Here is a 16,568-nt window from a genome sequence, read left to right on the forward strand (position 1 = left end):
CGAGTCTCGCCTGCTGAGGGGCTTCCGGTTGCCGCGAGCGGCGCCTGATCGACGCTTATTGCGCTTATTGCTTGTTGCTTCCCCTCAAACTTCATTGCGATGCACAACATCGAGCGCGGCATCCGGCTCAGTCCGCATCGCGCTTGCGTGTTCGACAGAATCCCAGAACTCGCACAATAGAGGACAAACGGCGCTGCGCCACCGGGGTCCTGTGAAAAGATCGTAATGGTCGCATTGGTTTACTGTCACCTGCCGCTGCTGCGGCGCGTCAGCGGCATCACACAGCACGTGCGCGCAATGGGTCTGTCCGGCGCCCGTGATATGGTCGCGATCGCCTTCGATCGTGCAAAGCGGAACATGCTTCAACGCAGTTGTATCGACATGCCGTCCGCCAATCGACCACACCCCGCGCGCCAGCAGGTGGTGCTTGAAGACCACGCGAAGCATGTCGAGAAAGTAGCACTCGCTCATGTCGAGGACAGCGGCGTATTCATTCAGCGAACGCAGCGCCGCTTGTGCGCCGCACGAATCGCCGGCAAACCAGCTCGACCAGTAACGCGCCTCTAACTCCAACTGGCGCGAGGGATGTGCGGCCAATAGCGCAGCTTGCTGGAGATAGCCGGGATAAACGCGGCGCCCCATGCCACGATAAGGCGGCGGCACTTTGTCGATAGTCGTGTCGCTAAACCAGCGCAGCGTATGCGAATGTGCGAAGCGATCCATGGAAGTCGCGTGCCGGCGCGTGTCGATCGGGCCGCCGAGCAGCGCGATGCTTGCGAGGTAGCCACCGTTGCTGGCGGCGAGCAGACTGGCGGCGGCAAGCGCGGGTATGCAGCCCTGACACACGGCCATGACATGCGCCGGCATCCCGGCAGCCGCGACTTGCAGAATAAAACGCTCAACCGCATTGACGTAATCCGCCAATGCAAGCGGGCCTGCTCCCAGCGGCACATCGCGCGCGTCGGCCCAATCCGTAATGTAGACGGCAGGGCGAGTTCCGAGCAGCGTCTCGACGGTTTCCCGCAGCATGACCGCATGGTGACCGGCAAGCGGCGCACACAGCAAAACCGGTGCGCTATGCGCTTTCGCGCGGCGCGCGCTGGCCCTCGTGAATCGGCGGAGTGTGCCGACTGGCGTTTCGTCGACGACGTCTTCTTCAACGGGAATCCGCCGGCCATTGCATTGCACCGCAGCGATGGCAAACGGTGGAGCCGTTGCGAACGCACAGGTTGAACGGCTCAGCCAGTCGCGAGCGGCATGAGGAAGAGAAGGCACCCATGCCGGTCCCGCCCACCCGCACACATTCAGCGCATTATCGGCAAATGCGTTGGCAAGCCGCCGCTGTGTATCCAGAAGGCTGTACCACATGAGCGTCTCTTCAGATCTGTGCGCGAACCTTGACGTTCGCTGATGTGCGATGTGCCGACGCGGCAGGCCGCGCCATGCGTCGAGGATTGCAACGGGCAGACAGCGCTGCATTAGCTCCGCTGCGCATTCAAGTGTAGTCAATGCGGCAGTGGAGGGCCTGAGTAAATGCCCTCGCCAGCATGGCCGACTTGATGCGCGTCAACCGTGCACAGGTCACTCGAATGCCGGAAAGCAGGGCCTTACAGGCAGCATTTCCTCGTGGCGATATGCAGTGAAGTTGACGAAAGTCAGTCGATCGGGCCGTTCAGGCGATATCTTTTGGACTGTTGATTAATGAGGGCAGGGGGACGGATATGCGACCGCGGCGGGAAGCGGGCTCTGGCGGCGTCACGCGCCTTCACGGCTATCTGCTGGGGGTTATCGTCTGGACTGTCACGCTACTCTTCGTCGCGAGTTTGCCGGGCGGCTGCTCCGCGTATAGCGCGCCGCCGGACAATGCCGAAGTCGACGCGGCACTGCGCAATGTACTCGACCAGTACGAGGCGCGTGGCAAACTCGTGCGCGAACTGATCGCGCTGGCGCAACCGCTCGCAGGTGACAACGGCACGCTTGTCGGCGCCGTGACGGTCGCGCAAGCCGACCTCGACTGTGTCCGGCTGGATCCGCAAGCGCTGGCGGAGCAGGTGCCATTCGAGCGGTTCGAGGTGGCGGAGCGGCAACTTGGCGATGCGATGTCGCGGCTGTTGATTGAGCTCGGCAATGATCGGCGGATTGGGCAGGACGCACGTTTCGACGCGCTGCGCACGCAACTGGGCGCAGTCGAAAGGCGTGCCGCGATAACGCGGGACGCGTACGACCAGACCGTCGATCGTTATAACGCGAGCCTCGACGCACTGCCGGATGCAACGACGCATAGGCCGGCGCTGCGTCCACGACCGACGTTTCGCGTGGTCGCGGAAACGGCGAATCGGCAGATGTGAACGGCATGTGACTGCGGACCAATTGCGGACGAGTTGCGGATATTTGCTGCGTTAATAAACGAAACGCGGCAACGGTTGCGAGGAGCGACTTATGTATCACAAGATCGTGGTGGCGCTCGACGGCAGCGAGTCGTCCAGAAACGCGCTGCATGAGGCGCTCGAACTCGCGCAACTCACGAAAGGGCGGATTCACGCGATCTATATCGTGGATCCGTGGAGTATGTCCCCTTATTCAGGCTATGTGGATCCCGAGCAGCTTCGCGCCGTGCTGCGCGAAGACGGGCGCATGGCTCTCGAATGGGCACGAGAGGCGATGGCGAATCGCGGTGTGCCTGGCGACTCCGAGATGGAGGAGACGCAGGACCCGGCAGACGATGTGCCTCGCTGTCTTGCCCGTTGCGTGCGCCGCCAGAGTGCGGACCTCGTCGTGATGGGGACACAAGGCCGGCGCGGTATCGGACGATGGCTGCTGGGCAGCGTGGCAGAAACGTTCGTGCGCGGCGCGGAGGTGCCGGTCCTTCTGGTGAGGTGCGTGCATGAAGTGGAGCAACGGCCTCGCCAGGTTCGATTCAACGCTGATTCGTTATCCTGACAGTAGCGGGGCGCACCCGTTCAACGCTTTGCCGTAGGGCGGCGAGTGTCGGACGGCTCATCGTTGACTGTGCGGCGGCAGGTCAGCTTTCGATGCTCGATCAGCATTTTCCAGTCGAGCTTCATCAGCAGGTACACGACACACAGAAACGCGACCTGTGAGACGATGAAGTAGCCGCTGAGATATCCGCCTTCATGCGGGGATTCGAGATCCAGATAAGACGAAGCGAAGCGCCCAAGGTGAGCCGAAAGTGAATAGCTGATCGTTCGACCGGCGAAGAACGCAGTGCCGATGACACGAAGCGGGAGCCCGGACAATCCATAAACGATAAAAAGGTAGTTCGACGGAAACGGACTCAACGCGTAAACAAAGAACGCACCCGCTGTCGGCTTTTTGCGCTTCTTCAGCCATGCTTCAACGACTTCGATATTCTGGCGGTCGGAAGCGCGCATGAGACGACCTTGCACGAGCGCGGAGATTGACTGAGGTCAATCTGGCAGGGGCCATCACGGTGCGGTTGCCGCTCGTCGAGCTGCGCTGCTCGGTTTTGTGATTTGACATAAGATAAATTATCAACATATTGTATGTAAGAGCAATATGAGAATGTCGTGTTCTAGCAAGATACAAATGTCATGTTTGCGGGTTCAGGCTGGCGGCCAGCATGCCTTGAGGAGCGCTGGCCATGAACGCATCCGGGACGATCACCATGTTCGATGACCGAGCTGACCGGTTGAAGGTGGTACAGGCCGTTTGCGAACGGCGCCTGAAGCCAGTCATGCCAAGGTTTACCAGCCCGGAAACCGTCGTGCGTGTCTGGGTGAAGTGATCCAGATTGACGGCAGCGATCACCGCTGGTTCGAGGAACGTGCGCCGGCCTGCACGCTGCTGGTGTTTATTGACGATGCGACTGGCCGGCTGATGACGCTGCATTTCACGGCGACGGAATCGACGTTCAATTACCTGTGAAGTAATGGCAGCGGTGCACGCGGCGCATGAAAGCGGGAAGACGGCGATGCGATGATCGGCGCGCTTCGCGAAAGCGACGCCTGAAGCGACAATCCTCCCGCGCTGCCTCATGCTTCAGCTATTCAACATGTCGAGCCGCTCGAGATCGGCAATCAGGCCGGGCCCGGTCGGATTCCAGCCCAGTGTCTTCCGGGTCTTTTCGCTCGATGCCACGAGGTCGTGGCTAGCGAACATTGCCAGCCAACCGAAATGCGCCGGGGCGTCTTCCGCGGATAGGGATTTTGTCGGCACGTTCAGGCCGCGACCGATGGCTTCGGCAATACCCAGCATGCGCACGCCTTCTTCAGCCACCGCGTGATATTTCGCGCCCGCCTCGTTTTTTTCCAACGCCATCCGGTAAAGACGCGCCACATCCGAAATGTGGGCCGCTGCCCACCGGTTGTGCCCGTCCCCAACATAGGCGGACACGCCCTTCTCCCGCGCCACAGCCACAGCGTACGTCAGAAGCCCTTGGCGCATCGTGTCGTGAACCTGGGGCAGCCGCACCACTGAGGCGCGCACGCCCTTCAGTGATAGTGCCGTCTGCTCCGACACGCGGGGTAACGGGAAATCCGGCGGCACATCATCGTCCTCGGTCGCAACCCGGCCCGGCCCAGCTAATCCCGCCGTCCCCGCCGTGGCGATGAGAAGCCGATCCGAGCCAGCGAGGACTGAACCCAGCGCTTCAATGGCGCGGCGATCGATCTCGCAAGACTGCGCAAAGTTGGCCCAGTCGTGAACAAAGCCGAGATGAATAACGGCATCGGCCGCCGCTGCGCCCGTCCGCAGGCTTTCAAGGTCTTCGAGCGAACCGCGATGTACATCCGCTCCGATAGCGGCCAGCGATTGTTCTCCTTCGTCCGAACGGGCCATGCCGAGAACCGTATGTCCGGCAGCGATTAGTTCCTCAACGGTGGGAATGCCGATAAATCCGGTGGCGCCGGTGATGAAAACGCGCATGAACTGATCTCCTGGTTTCGTTGGAGACGAGTCTCGGCTTAAATACTATTGCGGTAAAGTAGTGGCGTTATCATGGTAAAACAGCTAACAGCATGAAAGTGCAGCAGGCGAACGAAACCCTCCTCGGGACTTATCTGCGGGATCGGCGCATGAAGCTCGATCCCGCAGCACTCGGTTTTCCCGCGGAGCGCCGGCGCACGCCTGGCCTGCGCCGTGAGGAAGTGGCGCAGCGCGCCAACATCAGCCCCACGTGGTACACGTGGCTCGAACAGGGGCGCGGCGGTGCCCCCTCGGCCGATGTCCTCGACCGGATCTCGCGGGCCCTGATGCTGACCGATGTCGAGCGCGAGCACCTCTTTCTGGTCGGCCTCGGGCGACCGCCCCAGGCCCGCTACCACGAGAAGGAAGGTGTCACGCCTCGGCTGCAGCGCGTTCTCGACGCGTTGGATCCCAGCCCTGCGCTGATTCGCACGGCGACCTGGAACGTGCTTGCCTGGAATCGGGCGGCCACTGTCATGTTGGGCGACTATGGCTCTCTGCCGCCGGACCAACGCAATGTACTGCGCATCATCTTCCTCGATCCGCGTGCCCGCGCCGTGCAGTATGACTGGGAGAGCGTGGCGCGCCACGTCATCGGTGCATTCCGGGTGGACGCCGCGCGTGCCGGCGCTGCAACGGAGGTGGAGCCTCTCGTCGAGGAGCTCTGCCGGCTCAGTCCCGAGTTCAGGATGATGTGGCGCGACAACGAGATTCGCGACGTCAAAGGCGAGGCCATCAAGCGCATTCGCCATCCGGTGCTCGGCCCGCTCGCCTTCGAATATTCAACGTTCTCGGTCGACGGCCGGACGGATCTCAGCATGTGTGTCTACAATCCGGCGACGCCGGCGGATGTGCAGAAGATCGCATCGCAGATCGACTCGGTGCCAGGCCGACTGCCATCGACCGACATGCGAGCGCCTTAGGGCGCCGTTCACTCGCTGCTCGATGGTCGGACCTTCGTCATCAATTTCGCTTTACTCATTTCCAACTTTTGGGGAAGGCGCGCGAGCGCGCGCGGTTTTCCCGGGTTATGTGGACGTATGCCGCCGCCTCTTTGCTATCCACATCAATGATGCGATCACTGCGCCAACCCCGAGTTGCGGCACGCAACAAAAGATTGACGACTACACGCGCCCCTCTGCCACGCAACCGGTCTCGCGGTGATATTGTTTCCGAACCGTCGTCGGTGTATCCCCCACCCAAAGGATCTACGATGAAATACCTCGGCTTGGCCTACTTCACCCCCGAACAATTCGCCGCGCTGGCGCCAGAAGACGTCAAGGCGTTGGTGAGCCAATGTCCCGCATTGGACGAGAAGATGCGGGCTACAGGCAAGGTCCTGATTTCCGCGTCGCTTGGCGATGTCGAAAGCTGGAGGACGCTGCGCCCGCGCAATGGCAAGACGCATGTCACCGATGGGCCCTATACCGAGTCGAAAGAGGTCGTAGGCGGCCTGTTCGTGATCGAGGCGGACACGCGTGACGAGGCGTTGCGCATCGCCTCCATGCACCCGGCAGCGACGCTCGGGGAAGAAGGCGGATGGGCCATCGAGCTTATTCCCCTCGACTTTTACCTGAGCCGTTGAGGGCCTCGACGCCCGTCTCAAGAATGCGTCGGCGCTCCAGTCTGCACAAGCAGACAGGGATCACGAATCCGGAAAAGATATAAGGTGACGCAATGGCAGGCAGCGAGAGTTTCAGTGGCCACGAGAACGACGAAAACAACAACGCGTCCGGGCAGCGCATGCATTCGCAGATTCCGCCCATCGCGCCGAAGCACACCGCGCTTATCGTCATGCATTATCAGACCGACATTCTCGAACTCTTTCCATCGGTCGCGCCGACCTTGCTCGCCAATACGCGCAAATTATGCGACGCAGCGCGGGCCAAGGGCGTCAGCGTCTATTTTGCCAATCTCCGCTTCAGTCCAGGCTATCCGGAAGTCAGCCCACTGAACAAGAATGGGCAGGGAATCAAGCAACTCGGTCTCTTCGTCGACGACCAGCCCTCGCCGGAGTTAGGCCGGCAGGCCAATGAACCGCTCGTCATTGCGCATCGCGCCAGCGTCTTCTTTGGCACTGATCTCGAGGCGAGACTCTGCGCACACGGTATCGATTCGCTGATTATGGTCGGCATTGCGTCGACCGGCGTCGTACTGTCGTCGGTCGCCTATGCGAGCGACGCGGACTTTCGCCTCTACACGGTCAAGGATTGCTGTTACGACCCGGACCAGATCGTGCATGACCACCTGTTCTCCACTGCGTTCGAATCGCGCACAACGGTGCTGTCGCTCGCCGATGCCTTGCGACTGCTCGCCTAGAGAGATCGCTACATTCCCCATCTGAGCGATGGCGTATGCACACGGCTGTCCCAATGCCGCTTCATTTCGTCGTCCAGCACGCACAAGGTGATCGACGCGCCCGCCATCTCCAGCGACGTCGTGAGCGATCCGACTTGCACGCGCGCAATGGCGAGCCCGCGCTGCTGCAGCCAGGCGCGTGTGGAATTGAACAACAGGTACAGTTCCCCGAGCGGCGTGCCGCCCAGCCCATTGATCAGGACCAGCAGCTCCGAGCCGTCCGCTGGTTTCAGATCGGCGACGATCGCCGTCAGCAGCTCCGCCGCGATCGCGTCGGCGGCGGCAAAGCGCGTTCGCCGCCGCCCTGGCTCGCCATGAATGCCGACGCCGACCTCCATTTCATCGTCGCCGATCTTGAACGTCAGGGTGCCCGCAGCGGGTACCGTGCAACTCGAAAACGCCACGCCCATCGACGCCGTATGCTTGTTGATCCGGTCGCCGAATGCCTTGCATTGTTCGAGATCGGCGCCGCTCTCGGCGAGACTGCCCACCAGTTTCTCGACGATCACGGCTCCCGCCACGCCGCGGCGGCCCGTCGTGTAGCTGGAATTTTCGACCGCGACGTCGTCGTTGATCAACACCATCGCATTCGGCAGCTCCGACATCTCGGACGCCATTTCGAAATTCATCAGGTCACCGGAATAATTCTTCACGATGAAGAGCGTGCCCGCGCCCGTGTCGACGGCCTTGGCGGCCGCCATCATCTGGTCGGGCGTCGGCGAGGTGAACACCTGGCCCGGGCACGCAGCATCCAGCATGCCGTAGCCAACGAAGCCGCTATGCAAAGGCTCGTGTCCCGAGCCGCCACCCGAAATGAGCGCGACCTTGCCGGGCTTCAGCGCCTTGCGCCGCACGAACACGGGCTCCTGATTGAGCACGACGAGATCGCCGTGCGCGGCGGCGAATCCGGCAAGGCTCTCGGTCAGAAAGTCGTCGACGTGGTTGATGAACTTTTTCATGGCCTGCGCTCCTTTCACTCTCTGTCTTGCGCGAGCCGCGCGCATACCGCACCGATCATCAACTGGCTCGACCGTGCGCCGGGATCGATGTGGCCGCGCGCACGCTCGCCGAGAAACGACGCACGCCCCTTGGTTGCGAGCATGTCGCGCGTCGCGAGCATGCCCTCTTCCGCGATCAGCGGCAGCGCATCGAGCACGGTTTCGGGCGCCGCCTTGCTGTCGGCCAGTTCCACGAAGCGTGACGCGACGGGAATCAGCACGTCCATCATCGTTTTGCTGCCGATGCCGGCCTTGCCGCGCTGCGTGACGGCATCCACTCCGGCAGCGAACATCTGCGCGGCGCCCTCCACGCTCATCGTCTCTGCGTCCCCGGCGGCCTTCGCCATGCCGTGCAGCAGCGAGAAGAACAGCGGCCCCGACGAGCCGCCAACCGTCGACAGCAGTTTGGACGCGGCCAGATCCAGCGCGGGTCCGATCAGCGCCGCTTCGATATCGGCGCGCATCGCGAAGAGCGCATCGACGCCCCGCAACAAGTTGAAGATGTGATCTCCGTCGCCGATCTGCTGATCGAGCGCGGCGATTTCGTCCGTGTGTTCCTTCAGCGTCGAATGCGCGGCTTCGATGCATGCCATGACCGTTTTCCCGTTCATGCCGGAATCCTCCTGCCGTCGGAGCGGAAATAAAGAAGGCTGCGTGGAGGCAGCGACACGCCGACCGTTTGCCCCGGCATGAAATTGCGCTCGGTCATCGTCGTCGCCACGATGGGCGTGCCGTCGCGCTCCATGATCAGCAGGTGCCGCAGCGGCGAATATTCGAGCACGCGAAGGTTGAGCACGTCGCGCGTATCGGGCGCGTGCAGCACGATGTCCTCCGGCCGGATTGCGACCGTCGAGGTGTCCGCCGGCATCGCCGAGGAATCAAACAACGCGCGCGGCAGCAGGTTGATAGGCGGCGAGCCGAGCCGTTGCGCCGCGCCGAGCGAAGCCGGGTTGCCATACACTTCGCGCGGCGCGCCCATCTGCACGATACGGCCTTGTTCGAGTATGCCGATGCGGTCGGCAAGCGTGGTCGCCTCGACCTGATCGTGCGTCACGTAGATGATCGTCGCGCCGATCGAGCGATGCAGCCGCTTCAGTTCGATCCGCAGCTCCTCGCGCAACTTCGCATCGAGCGACGACAGCGGCTCGTCCATCAGAAACACCTTGGGCTGACGCACGAGCGCGCGTCCGATAGCCACGCGCTGCATCTCGCCCCCCGACAGACGCGTCGCCAGATTGCCGAGTTTCGACTCGAGATGCAGCATCTGCGCGACCGCCTGCACGCGCGCGGCGACTTCCGCCTCGCTCACGCGCCGCCGCGGGGAGCGCAACGGAAACGCCAGGTTGCCGAACACGGTCAGATGCGGATAAAGCGAGTACTGCTGAAAGATGAACGCGACGTCGCGGTCCGCGGGATGCATCTGCGTCGCGGCCGCGCCGTCGATGAATATCTCGCCCTCGTCAGGCCGTTCCAGACCGGCAATGAGCCGCAACGTGGTGGTCTTGCCCGCGCCGCTCGGCCCGAGCAACACCACGAACTCGCCCTCCTTCACGTCAATCGACACGTCATCCACCGCGACGATATCGCCGAAACGCTTCGTCACCGCCTCCAGGCGAATCTCAGACATACGCGCCTCCGTTGCCGTTGCCGCTGCCGTTACCGTTGAAGGCCATCTGCCGCGCAGCGCCGGGCAGCAGCTTGCCGTTCGCCGCGTCGTACAGGAGCGTGCGCGCCTCCCGAAACGACAGCCCGACCTGCGATCCCGCCGCCCGTCCTTCGTCCTTGCCGACGCGCACGCGCATCCCGCCGAGCGCCGTTTCGACGACCAGAATCTGATGCGAGCCGAGATACTCGTCGGCGATCACGCGGCCACGCAACGCACTGCGCTCGTCGATCACGACATGCTCGGGGCGCACGCCGAGCAGCGCTTTCGCAGTGCCCGCACCGGTGCGCGGCACGGCTACGGTCACGCCGCCCAGCGCGACGGATTCAGCGCCCGCTTCGACGCCGCTGTCCACCGCGAGGAAATTCATCGGCGGACTGCCGATAAAGCCGCCGACGAACACACTCGCAGGAAAGTGATAGACCTCATGCGGCGACGCGGACTGCAGCACTTCACCCCTGTTCATCACGACGATGTCGTCGGCCATTGCCATCGCTTCGCGTTGATCGTGCGTGACGTAGACCGTCGTTGCGTTGAGCGCGTTATGCAGCTTGCGCAGCTCGAGACACATCAGTTCTCGGAAGTCCGCGTCGAGCGTGCCGAGCGGCTCGTCCATCAGAAACGCCTTCGGATGCCGCACGATCGCGCGCCCTAGGGCGACACGTTGACGGTCGCCGCCCGACAGCCCGCCCGTCTTCCGGTCCAGCAAACCTTCGATGCGAAGCATATGCGCGGCCGCGTCGACACGAGCCGCAATCTCGCGGCGCGTAATACCCTCGTTCTTCAGCGGAAATGCGATGTTGTTACGCACCGTCATATGCGGATACAGCGCGAACATTTGGAACACGAAGGCAATGTCGCGTTGACGCGCCCGCAGTCCCGTCACGTCTTCGCCGTCGATCAGAATCTGGCCCGAGGTCGGCAGTTCGAGCCCGGCGATCATGCGCAACGTCGTCGTCTTGCCGCAGCCGGAAGGTCCGAGCAGCACCACGAAGCGGCCGTTGCCCACAGTGAGATTCGTATCGCGCACGGCGGTGAAATCGCCGAAGCGTTTATGAAGGTTGGAGAGTACGATCGTCGACATGACTCACTCCGGAAAGTGGCTGGTCACGACGAAAGCCAGCGCACCCACCAGAATCACGGGGAACGACCAGGTGTACAGATCGACCGTGAATGGCTGGACGAGCATCGCAATGCCGAGGCTGATCAGCACCGTCGAGGCGCCCTCGCCGTAGCGCCTGCGGAACAGGCGGCGACGCGGCATGGCAGGTTGGACTTTCATTTGCGCACCGCTCCAAAGGTGATGCCGCGCAACAGGTGCTTGCGCAGCACGACGGTAAAGATCAAGATGGGCAGCACGAACAGGGTCGTGGCTGCCGCGACGGCTGGCCAGTCCTGCCCGCCCTCGCCGATGATGAACGGAATGAACGGCGGCATGGTTTGCGCGTCGCCGCTCGTCAGCAGCAAGGCGAATGCGTATTCGTTCCATGCAAAGATCAGGCAGAAAATCGCCGTCGCCGCAATGCCGGTGATCGCCTGCGGCAGCACGACCTTGACGAACGCCTGCAGCCGCGTGTATCCGTCGACGAGCGCCGCTTCCTCGTATTCACGCGGAATTTCGTCGATGAAGCCCTTGAGCAGCCACACTGCCAGCGACACGTTCACTGCGGTCTACAGCACGATCATGCCCAGGTAGCTGTCGGCGAGCCCTAGCGCCCGGTACATCAGATAGATGGGAATGGCCACGGCGATGGGCGGCATCATCCGCGTGGACAGAATGAAGAACAGCAGATCGTCGGCGAGCGGAACCTTGAAGCGCGAGAACGCATAGGCGGCGAGCGTGCCGAAAAACACCGCGAGAAAGGTCGAACCAAAACCGATCACAAGCGAATTGACGAAACGCGGCAGGACTTTCGACGGCCCCGCGATCACCATATTGCGCTTTCGCACATCGCGGTCGTACCAGTTCTCTGCGGGCGGCAAACTGGCGATAAACTCCGGCGTCTGCCGCGAGCGGATCGTGAAGAGGTTCACGTAGCCTTCCATCGACGGATGAAACACGACCACGGGCGGATACGCAATCGCGTCTTCCTGTGTCTTGAAGCTCGTCATAATGATCCAGACGATCGGCAGTGTCGCAATCAGCGCATAGGCGATCACGACGACGGCGGCCAATCTCCTGCTGCGCGGCGATGCAGCCACCACCGACTGTTGAAGTGCAAGGTCTGTCATCGCTGTTTCACCCGGTTGAGCGCCTTCACATAGATATTGGCCGCACCGAACACGACGACGAACAGAATGATCGCCAGCGCGGACGAGTAACCCGTCTGCCACTTCTCCAAGGCTGCGCGCTTGAGCGTGATCGACACCGTTTCCGTCACCGAGCCCGGCCCGCCGGACGTCAGCAGATTCACCATGTCGAACATCTTGAAGTTCTCGATACCGCGAAACAGAATCGCGAGCATCAGGAACGGCAGCGTCATCGGCAGCGTGATCGACCAGAACTGCCGCCACGGCGACGCGCGATCGACTTCGGCCGCTTCGTAGATGTAGTCCGGAATCGAACGCAATCCCGCAAGGCAGATCAGCATGACGTAGGGCGTCCACATCCACGTATCGACCATCATGATCGTCCACGGCGCGAGCGGTACGTCGCCGATCATCTGGAACGAGTTGGGCGCAATGCCCGTAAAAAAGCTGACGATGTCGTTGAAAAGACCCGTTTGCGGCTGCAGCAGAAAGGTCCAGAAGTTGCCGACAACAGCGGGCGACAGCATCATCGGCAGCAGAATCAGCGTGGTCCAGAAACTATGGCCGCGGAACTGACGGTTAATCAGCAGCGCGAGCCCGAAGCCGAGCAGCACCTCGAGCCCGACCGACCAGAACACGAAGCGCGCCGTCACCTGCATTGCGTACCAGATGTCTTCGTCGGTGAGTATGTCCGTGTAATTGCTGATGCCGACGTTGCGCGCGGGCACACTCGGCATGTTCGACTTGAAGTTCGTGAACGAAAGCCGTAATGCCCAGATCAACGGAAAAATGTTGATGGCGAGCAGCAGCACGATGGTCGGAAGAATGAACAGCCACGCGATGGTGCGATCAGACAGTCCATGCAGGCGCGCGCCCGCGCGCGTCCGCGTTTTTGTCTGCAACCCTTCCGCAGGAAAAGGCTTGTTTGCCAACATGCCCAGATCCTTGAGTTCGCGGACCGCCAGGATAAACCGGCTTAGCGGTCCGCGCGTTCATGTGCGTTCATGTGCGTTGAGGCTAGTTCTTCCCTTCCGCCTTGAAGACCTTGTTCCAGTCCTTGACGAGCAGATCGAGCGCTTCTTTCGAAGTCCCCTTGTCGGCCACTACATAGTCGTGCACGCGCTTTTGCATGTCGAGCAGCAACTCGGCATACGCAGGCTCGGCCCAGAAGTCCTTGACGATCGACATCGACTTCAGGAAGGCCGGCGCAAAGGGCGCGCTCTTCGGAAAGTCCGGCGCGTCCACCACCGACTTCGCCGCCGAGTATCCGCCAAGTTGCCACCACTTCTTCTGCACGTCGGCTTGCGCAAACCACTTGATGTATTCGAGCGCGTCAGCCCTGTGATCCGAGTAGGACACGACCGAAATGCCCTGCCCGCCAAGCTGCGTGAACTGCTTCGTTTCCTTTGGATTGACGAAGAAGCCGATCTTGTCGCCGCCGACATTGGGGTCCTTGTACAGGCCGGGGAAGAAGGCGAACCAGTTCATCTGCATCGCGACCTGCCCCGACTTGAACGCATCGAGTCCTTCCTGCATGTAGGCGTTCGTCATGCCGGGCGCGGTGCAGCACTTGTAAAGCGCCTTATAGAATTCGAGCCCCTTGACGGCGCCTGGCGAATTTACGAAGCCGTCGAGGTGATACGGTTTCTTGGGGTCCTGGTATTCGAAACCGTAGTTGTAGAGCATGTTGGTCACGCCCATCGTGATCCCTTCCGAGCCGCGCTCCGTAAAGACATACACGCCATATACGGTTTTGCCGTCGATCTTGCGCCCCTGGAAGAACTCGGCGGTCTGCTTGAGTTCGTCCATCGTGGTGGGCGGTTCGAGTTCACGCTTGTACTTCTGCTTGAACTCCGCGCGCAGCTCCGGCCTGGCAAACCAGTCCTTGCGGTAGGTCCAGCCTACTGCGTCCGCCATCGCAGGCAGCGCCCAGTAATCCGGCGTGTCCTTCGGCCATTCCGCGTAGCCGACGACAGTCGCCGGCACGAAGTCGAGGGGCGGCCGGGATTCGCAAAAAATCCGCCACATGTCAATCTAAGCGGCTGATTTGAACGGGAAATCGACCTTCCGGGAAATTGCCCCTGCGAAGGACGTCGGTGGTGTTGGGGCGACTTCAATAGTGCACGCTAAGGACGGCCGCAGCGTCGCGCTCGCGCCTCATCGGGCGACAGGCTGGCTAGACTTGCGGTGTCCGCGTTGAGGAATTGTGCCCTGCCAGCCGGGCCAGTGCATCGGCCACATATACTCGGGGCCGCGGACGCTTCGAACTAATCCACCACGGCGAACCTTGCCGCCGATACCACTTCCAGCCGTTCGCCGCCGTGATTTGCATGCCCCGATCGGGGCACACCCCATCGGCGATGTCTTCGTAGTACAGGCGCATCGCCATACGCTGTCGCCATAGGCGGCGCACGTCCCAACCGATCACACACAGCGTCGCCGCCCATAACCCGGCCTCCATCAATAGCGGCCAGGTGCTACCCAGCGCCTGCACGGCGAGCCGGCAGACAATCGTTTCCCATATTGCACACAGCACCATAGCGGTCCAGCACAGGTACAGCACGGCATTGCGCCGATGCCGCTCCCATCGGCCCGCTTTGCGTGCTGCCCGCTCGATTTCGTGCCACGGATCACGCATGCGCGCACGATGGCCGGGCCATTTCATACGCGGTTCCTGTACAGGCTGGCATAGAAGTCGTCGGTTGTCGCGCGCCGGCACAGCAGCGCCCCGCCCATCTGAACCGGAACCATCAGGACCACCGTCGCCAGCACGGACCAGCCCACCCATGGCCTCATGCCGCCCAGCGTGTCGGCCCCGAACAGCATCAGGCAGGCGACGCCCACGATACCAAGGGTGGTAGAGATGCTGAGCATCCGGTAATACTCAGGCTCGACGGGTTCGACCGGCGCGAGCTGGGTACCCACCAGGTTCAATTGCACCCCGCGCGGCGTCGGCGTGGCGACCAGTTGCACACCCTGGCCGTGCCGCACCATCTGCGCGGCCAGCGCATGCAGCAGCAGCTGACTGACTGGTCCCGGTTCGCCGATTGCTTCATCCAGGTCGTGCACCGGGAGATCGAGTCCGTTGTCCTTGACGGCGGACGCGGTGGCATGCCGAGACTGGCCTGGCAGTCCGCTCATCCACAGGTGTTTGATTCGCTCGGACGGCGCCTGTTGCGCACGCAGCAAGGCGGCCAGCGCGTCCATGACCTCATCGGTCTCGGCCGTGATCGGCCGGAACAGATACGCGAGCGGCTTAAGCGTGCCCCGGTATGTGGCCACCACGTCGGAGGAAGTGGTCAGCAGCGCGACGGCGGCCTCGGACCACGCCGGCGTCTGGTCGGGCGCATGCAACTGGCAGGCAAGAATAAGCTGGAAATCCGACGACGGACGGTCTTTATCCAGCCAAGGCTCGACCAACGACAGCGGCGCGTCGAGCGACACCCACGAGGAGGTAACGAGATCCGGCAGGCGCAGTCGCTGCCAAAGTTGCTTCAGCTCCGTCAAATCATCCTGTCCGGCCGATTGCAGGCAGATGTGCAGCGAGCGGCTACGCCCGATCGCGGCGATCTTGGCAAGCAACGGCGTCAACAGACCGGTGAGCACTGCTTCGAGCCGCGCTTCGCTGGAGGCTTGATCCTGGTTCGCCAGCGCAAGTCGCTTGCCGGCATTCGCAGGTCGCGGGCCTTCGAGGCCCAGCATTCGTTCGCCTAGCTCGACCTCCGGCGTAAGCGTCATGCCAGCGACAATGACGACGCGCCAATGCGCCCAGCGCCGCCAGCGCGCCTGCCAATCCCGGCACAGGTAGTTCCACCAATCGATGTCATTGGCCTCCTGCTCGTAGCCGTTGTAGACGATCCCGCATACCGCGACACTCAGCGCCAGCGGCAGGACCAGCAGTCGAACGAAAAAATCTCCGGATGCAACCGGATGCGGCCCCCAGGTCAACACCGTGATAACGGCACCGGCGATCTGAATGACGATGAAAATGGCGAGGCCAATCCACAGCGGCGGCGGCTTGCCACAGGTGCGCGTCGACGGCTGCCGCATGTGCCAGTTCAAGCTCATTCGATCGAGACTCCCGACGAGCCGGCGATCACGTAACTTCCGCACTGCGTGCGGCAGCCATCGACGACACCCGGTCGATCTCCGTCGAACAGGTCATCGCCAGCCTCGATGATCGGATTGTCGCCACGCTCGGGGCACGACACCAGGTCGTAAAGCAGCGCGGCCGGACGGCCTTCGAGCTCGAACGTGGACGAAGCAGTGATGACCTTGCCCCCGTGACTGGTGGCGTCGCCCAGGCAAACGGGATTCTTCATGTGGTGGTCCTTGCAGGAGGAAGGCCGCGCGCG

16 protein-coding genes and 4 pseudogenes are annotated in these 16,568 nt (G+C 62.2%); 6 read left to right on the top strand and 14 right to left on the bottom strand.

Annotation, left to right across the window (positions count from 1 at the left end; all coding sequences use genetic code 11):
- Window positions 1-84 precede the first annotated feature (84 nt).
- The gene (gene phaZ, locus HV711_RS24305) at window positions 85-1,368 is read right to left on the bottom strand and encodes a polyhydroxyalkanoate depolymerase (protein WP_035481101.1); all 1,284 of its coding nucleotides are present in this window, start codon (window positions 1,366-1,368) and stop codon (window positions 85-87) included.
- Window positions 1,369-1,721: 353 nt separating this feature from the next.
- Between phaZ and HV711_RS24310 the strand changes: the two genes are divergently transcribed.
- Complete coding sequence (locus HV711_RS24310; RefSeq protein ID WP_035481052.1) at window positions 1,722-2,348, top strand: LemA family protein; 627 nt, start codon at window positions 1,722-1,724, stop codon at window positions 2,346-2,348.
- A 91-nt stretch (window positions 2,349-2,439) separates the two neighbouring features.
- Window positions 2,440-2,940 carry a universal stress protein gene (locus HV711_RS24315; protein WP_013592310.1) on the top strand — a complete coding sequence of 167 codons (501 nt, stop codon included), beginning with the start codon at window positions 2,440-2,442 and terminating at the stop codon, window positions 2,938-2,940.
- A gap of 20 nt (window positions 2,941-2,960) precedes the next feature.
- On the opposite strand, the pseudogene HV711_RS24320 reads toward HV711_RS24315, so the two are convergent.
- Window positions 2,961-3,413, bottom strand: a pseudogene (locus HV711_RS24320) (hypothetical protein); the annotation flags it as partial.
- Window positions 3,414-3,720: 307 nt separating this feature from the next.
- Here HV711_RS24320 and HV711_RS33560 point away from each other — a divergent pair.
- A pseudogene (locus tag HV711_RS33560) lies at window positions 3,721-3,903 on the top strand (ISNCY family transposase); the annotation flags it as partial.
- Window positions 3,904-4,020: 117 nt separating this feature from the next.
- Here the strand turns inward: HV711_RS33560 and HV711_RS24330 are convergent.
- The gene (locus tag HV711_RS24330) at window positions 4,021-4,905 is read right to left on the bottom strand and encodes an SDR family oxidoreductase (protein ID WP_035481055.1); all 885 of its coding nucleotides are present in this window, start codon (window positions 4,903-4,905) and stop codon (window positions 4,021-4,023) included.
- Window positions 4,906-5,003: 98 nt separating this feature from the next.
- Between HV711_RS24330 and HV711_RS24335 the strand changes: the two genes are divergently transcribed.
- The 3 genes from HV711_RS24335 to HV711_RS24345 all read left to right on the top strand — a co-directional run bounded on the left by HV711_RS24335 (window position 5,004) and on the right by HV711_RS24345 (window position 7,263).
- Window positions 5,004-5,867, top strand: a complete 864-nt coding sequence (locus tag HV711_RS24335) for a helix-turn-helix transcriptional regulator (RefSeq protein ID WP_035481106.1) — start codon at window positions 5,004-5,006, stop codon at window positions 5,865-5,867.
- A 290-nt stretch (window positions 5,868-6,157) separates the two neighbouring features.
- Window positions 6,158-6,529, top strand: a complete 372-nt coding sequence (locus HV711_RS24340) for a YciI family protein (protein ID WP_028360019.1) — start codon at window positions 6,158-6,160, stop codon at window positions 6,527-6,529.
- 158 nt (window positions 6,530-6,687) lie between these two features.
- Entirely contained in the window at window positions 6,688-7,263 is a 576-nt protein-coding gene (locus HV711_RS24345; RefSeq protein ID WP_244142730.1) for a cysteine hydrolase family protein, read from the top strand.
- A gap of 8 nt (window positions 7,264-7,271) precedes the next feature.
- Here HV711_RS24345 and dhaK read toward each other — a convergent pair whose 3' ends face one another.
- From dhaK to HV711_RS24400, 11 genes and pseudogenes are all read right to left on the bottom strand, one after another.
- Entirely contained in the window at window positions 7,272-8,261 is a 990-nt protein-coding gene (gene dhaK, locus HV711_RS24350) for a dihydroxyacetone kinase subunit DhaK (protein WP_035481063.1), read from the bottom strand.
- 14 nt (window positions 8,262-8,275) lie between these two features.
- Window positions 8,276-8,911 carry a dihydroxyacetone kinase subunit DhaL gene (dhaL, locus tag HV711_RS24355; RefSeq protein WP_014973465.1) on the bottom strand — a complete coding sequence of 212 codons (636 nt, stop codon included), beginning with the start codon at window positions 8,909-8,911 and terminating at the stop codon, window positions 8,276-8,278.
- On the bottom strand, window positions 8,908-9,927 hold the full coding sequence (locus HV711_RS24360) for an ABC transporter ATP-binding protein (RefSeq protein ID WP_014973466.1): 1,020 nt from the start codon (window positions 9,925-9,927) through the stop codon (window positions 8,908-8,910). The genes dhaL and HV711_RS24360 overlap by 4 nt, the downstream gene beginning before the upstream one ends.
- Window positions 9,920-11,047, bottom strand: coding sequence for an ABC transporter ATP-binding protein (locus HV711_RS24365; protein ID WP_035481066.1), 1,128 nt, complete (start codon window positions 11,045-11,047; stop codon window positions 9,920-9,922). The genes HV711_RS24360 and HV711_RS24365 overlap by 8 nt, the downstream gene beginning before the upstream one ends.
- A gap of 3 nt (window positions 11,048-11,050) precedes the next feature.
- The gene (locus HV711_RS24370) at window positions 11,051-11,245 is read right to left on the bottom strand and encodes a hypothetical protein (RefSeq protein WP_028360016.1); all 195 of its coding nucleotides are present in this window, start codon (window positions 11,243-11,245) and stop codon (window positions 11,051-11,053) included.
- Window positions 11,242-12,195: pseudogene (locus tag HV711_RS33975) on the bottom strand (carbohydrate ABC transporter permease). The gene HV711_RS24370 and the pseudogene HV711_RS33975 overlap by 4 nt, the downstream one beginning before the upstream one ends.
- Entirely contained in the window at window positions 12,192-13,148 is a 957-nt protein-coding gene (locus tag HV711_RS24380; protein ID WP_035481068.1) for a carbohydrate ABC transporter permease, read from the bottom strand. Before HV711_RS24380 ends, HV711_RS33975 begins: the two are co-directional and overlap by 4 nt.
- Before the next feature lie 82 nt (window positions 13,149-13,230).
- A pseudogene (locus HV711_RS24385) lies at window positions 13,231-14,205 on the bottom strand (extracellular solute-binding protein); the annotation flags it as partial.
- Window positions 14,206-14,389: 184 nt separating this feature from the next.
- On the bottom strand, window positions 14,390-14,878 hold the full coding sequence (locus tag HV711_RS24390) for a hypothetical protein (RefSeq protein ID WP_035481071.1): 489 nt from the start codon (window positions 14,876-14,878) through the stop codon (window positions 14,390-14,392).
- Window positions 14,875-16,281, bottom strand: a complete 1,407-nt coding sequence (locus tag HV711_RS24395) for a KPHS_23130 family T6SS system protein (protein ID WP_035481074.1) — start codon at window positions 16,279-16,281, stop codon at window positions 14,875-14,877. Before HV711_RS24395 ends, HV711_RS24390 begins: the two co-directional genes overlap by 4 nt.
- Window positions 16,278-16,535, bottom strand: a complete 258-nt coding sequence (locus HV711_RS24400) for a PAAR domain-containing protein (protein ID WP_035481077.1) — start codon at window positions 16,533-16,535, stop codon at window positions 16,278-16,280. The genes HV711_RS24395 and HV711_RS24400 overlap by 4 nt, the downstream gene beginning before the upstream one ends.
- Window positions 16,536-16,568 lie beyond the last annotated feature (33 nt).

It is taken from the genome of Paraburkholderia phenoliruptrix (assembly GCF_902859825.1).
Classification (GTDB): Bacteria; Pseudomonadota; Gammaproteobacteria; order Burkholderiales; family Burkholderiaceae; genus Paraburkholderia; species Paraburkholderia phenoliruptrix.

Coding starts and splice junctions, on each gene's coding strand:
- phaZ (WP_035481101.1), bottom strand. CDS start 1,368: ATGTGGTACAGCCTTCTGGATACACAGCGGCGGCTTGCCAACGCATTT.
- HV711_RS24310 (WP_035481052.1), top strand. CDS start 1,722: ATGCGACCGCGGCGGGAAGCGGGCTCTGGCGGCGTCACGCGCCTTCAC.
- HV711_RS24315 (WP_013592310.1), top strand. CDS start 2,440: ATGTATCACAAGATCGTGGTGGCGCTCGACGGCAGCGAGTCGTCCAGA.
- HV711_RS24330 (WP_035481055.1), bottom strand. CDS start 4,905: ATGCGCGTTTTCATCACCGGCGCCACCGGATTTATCGGCATTCCCACC.
- HV711_RS24340 (WP_028360019.1), top strand. CDS start 6,158: ATGAAATACCTCGGCTTGGCCTACTTCACCCCCGAACAATTCGCCGCG.
- HV711_RS24345 (WP_244142730.1), top strand. CDS start 6,688: ATGCATTCGCAGATTCCGCCCATCGCGCCGAAGCACACCGCGCTTATC.
- dhaK (WP_035481063.1), bottom strand. CDS start 8,261: ATGAAAAAGTTCATCAACCACGTCGACGACTTTCTGACCGAGAGCCTT.
- dhaL (WP_014973465.1), bottom strand. CDS start 8,911: ATGAACGGGAAAACGGTCATGGCATGCATCGAAGCCGCGCATTCGACG.
- HV711_RS24360 (WP_014973466.1), bottom strand. CDS start 9,927: ATGTCTGAGATTCGCCTGGAGGCGGTGACGAAGCGTTTCGGCGATATC.
- HV711_RS24365 (WP_035481066.1), bottom strand. CDS start 11,047: ATGTCGACGATCGTACTCTCCAACCTTCATAAACGCTTCGGCGATTTC.
- HV711_RS24370 (WP_028360016.1), bottom strand. CDS start 11,245: ATGAAAGTCCAACCTGCCATGCCGCGTCGCCGCCTGTTCCGCAGGCGC.
- HV711_RS24380 (WP_035481068.1), bottom strand. CDS start 13,148: ATGTTGGCAAACAAGCCTTTTCCTGCGGAAGGGTTGCAGACAAAAACG.
- HV711_RS24390 (WP_035481071.1), bottom strand. CDS start 14,878: ATGAAATGGCCCGGCCATCGTGCGCGCATGCGTGATCCGTGGCACGAA.
- HV711_RS24395 (WP_035481074.1), bottom strand. CDS start 16,281: ATGAGCTTGAACTGGCACATGCGGCAGCCGTCGACGCGCACCTGTGGC.
- HV711_RS24400 (WP_035481077.1), bottom strand. CDS start 16,535: ATGAAGAATCCCGTTTGCCTGGGCGACGCCACCAGTCACGGGGGCAAG.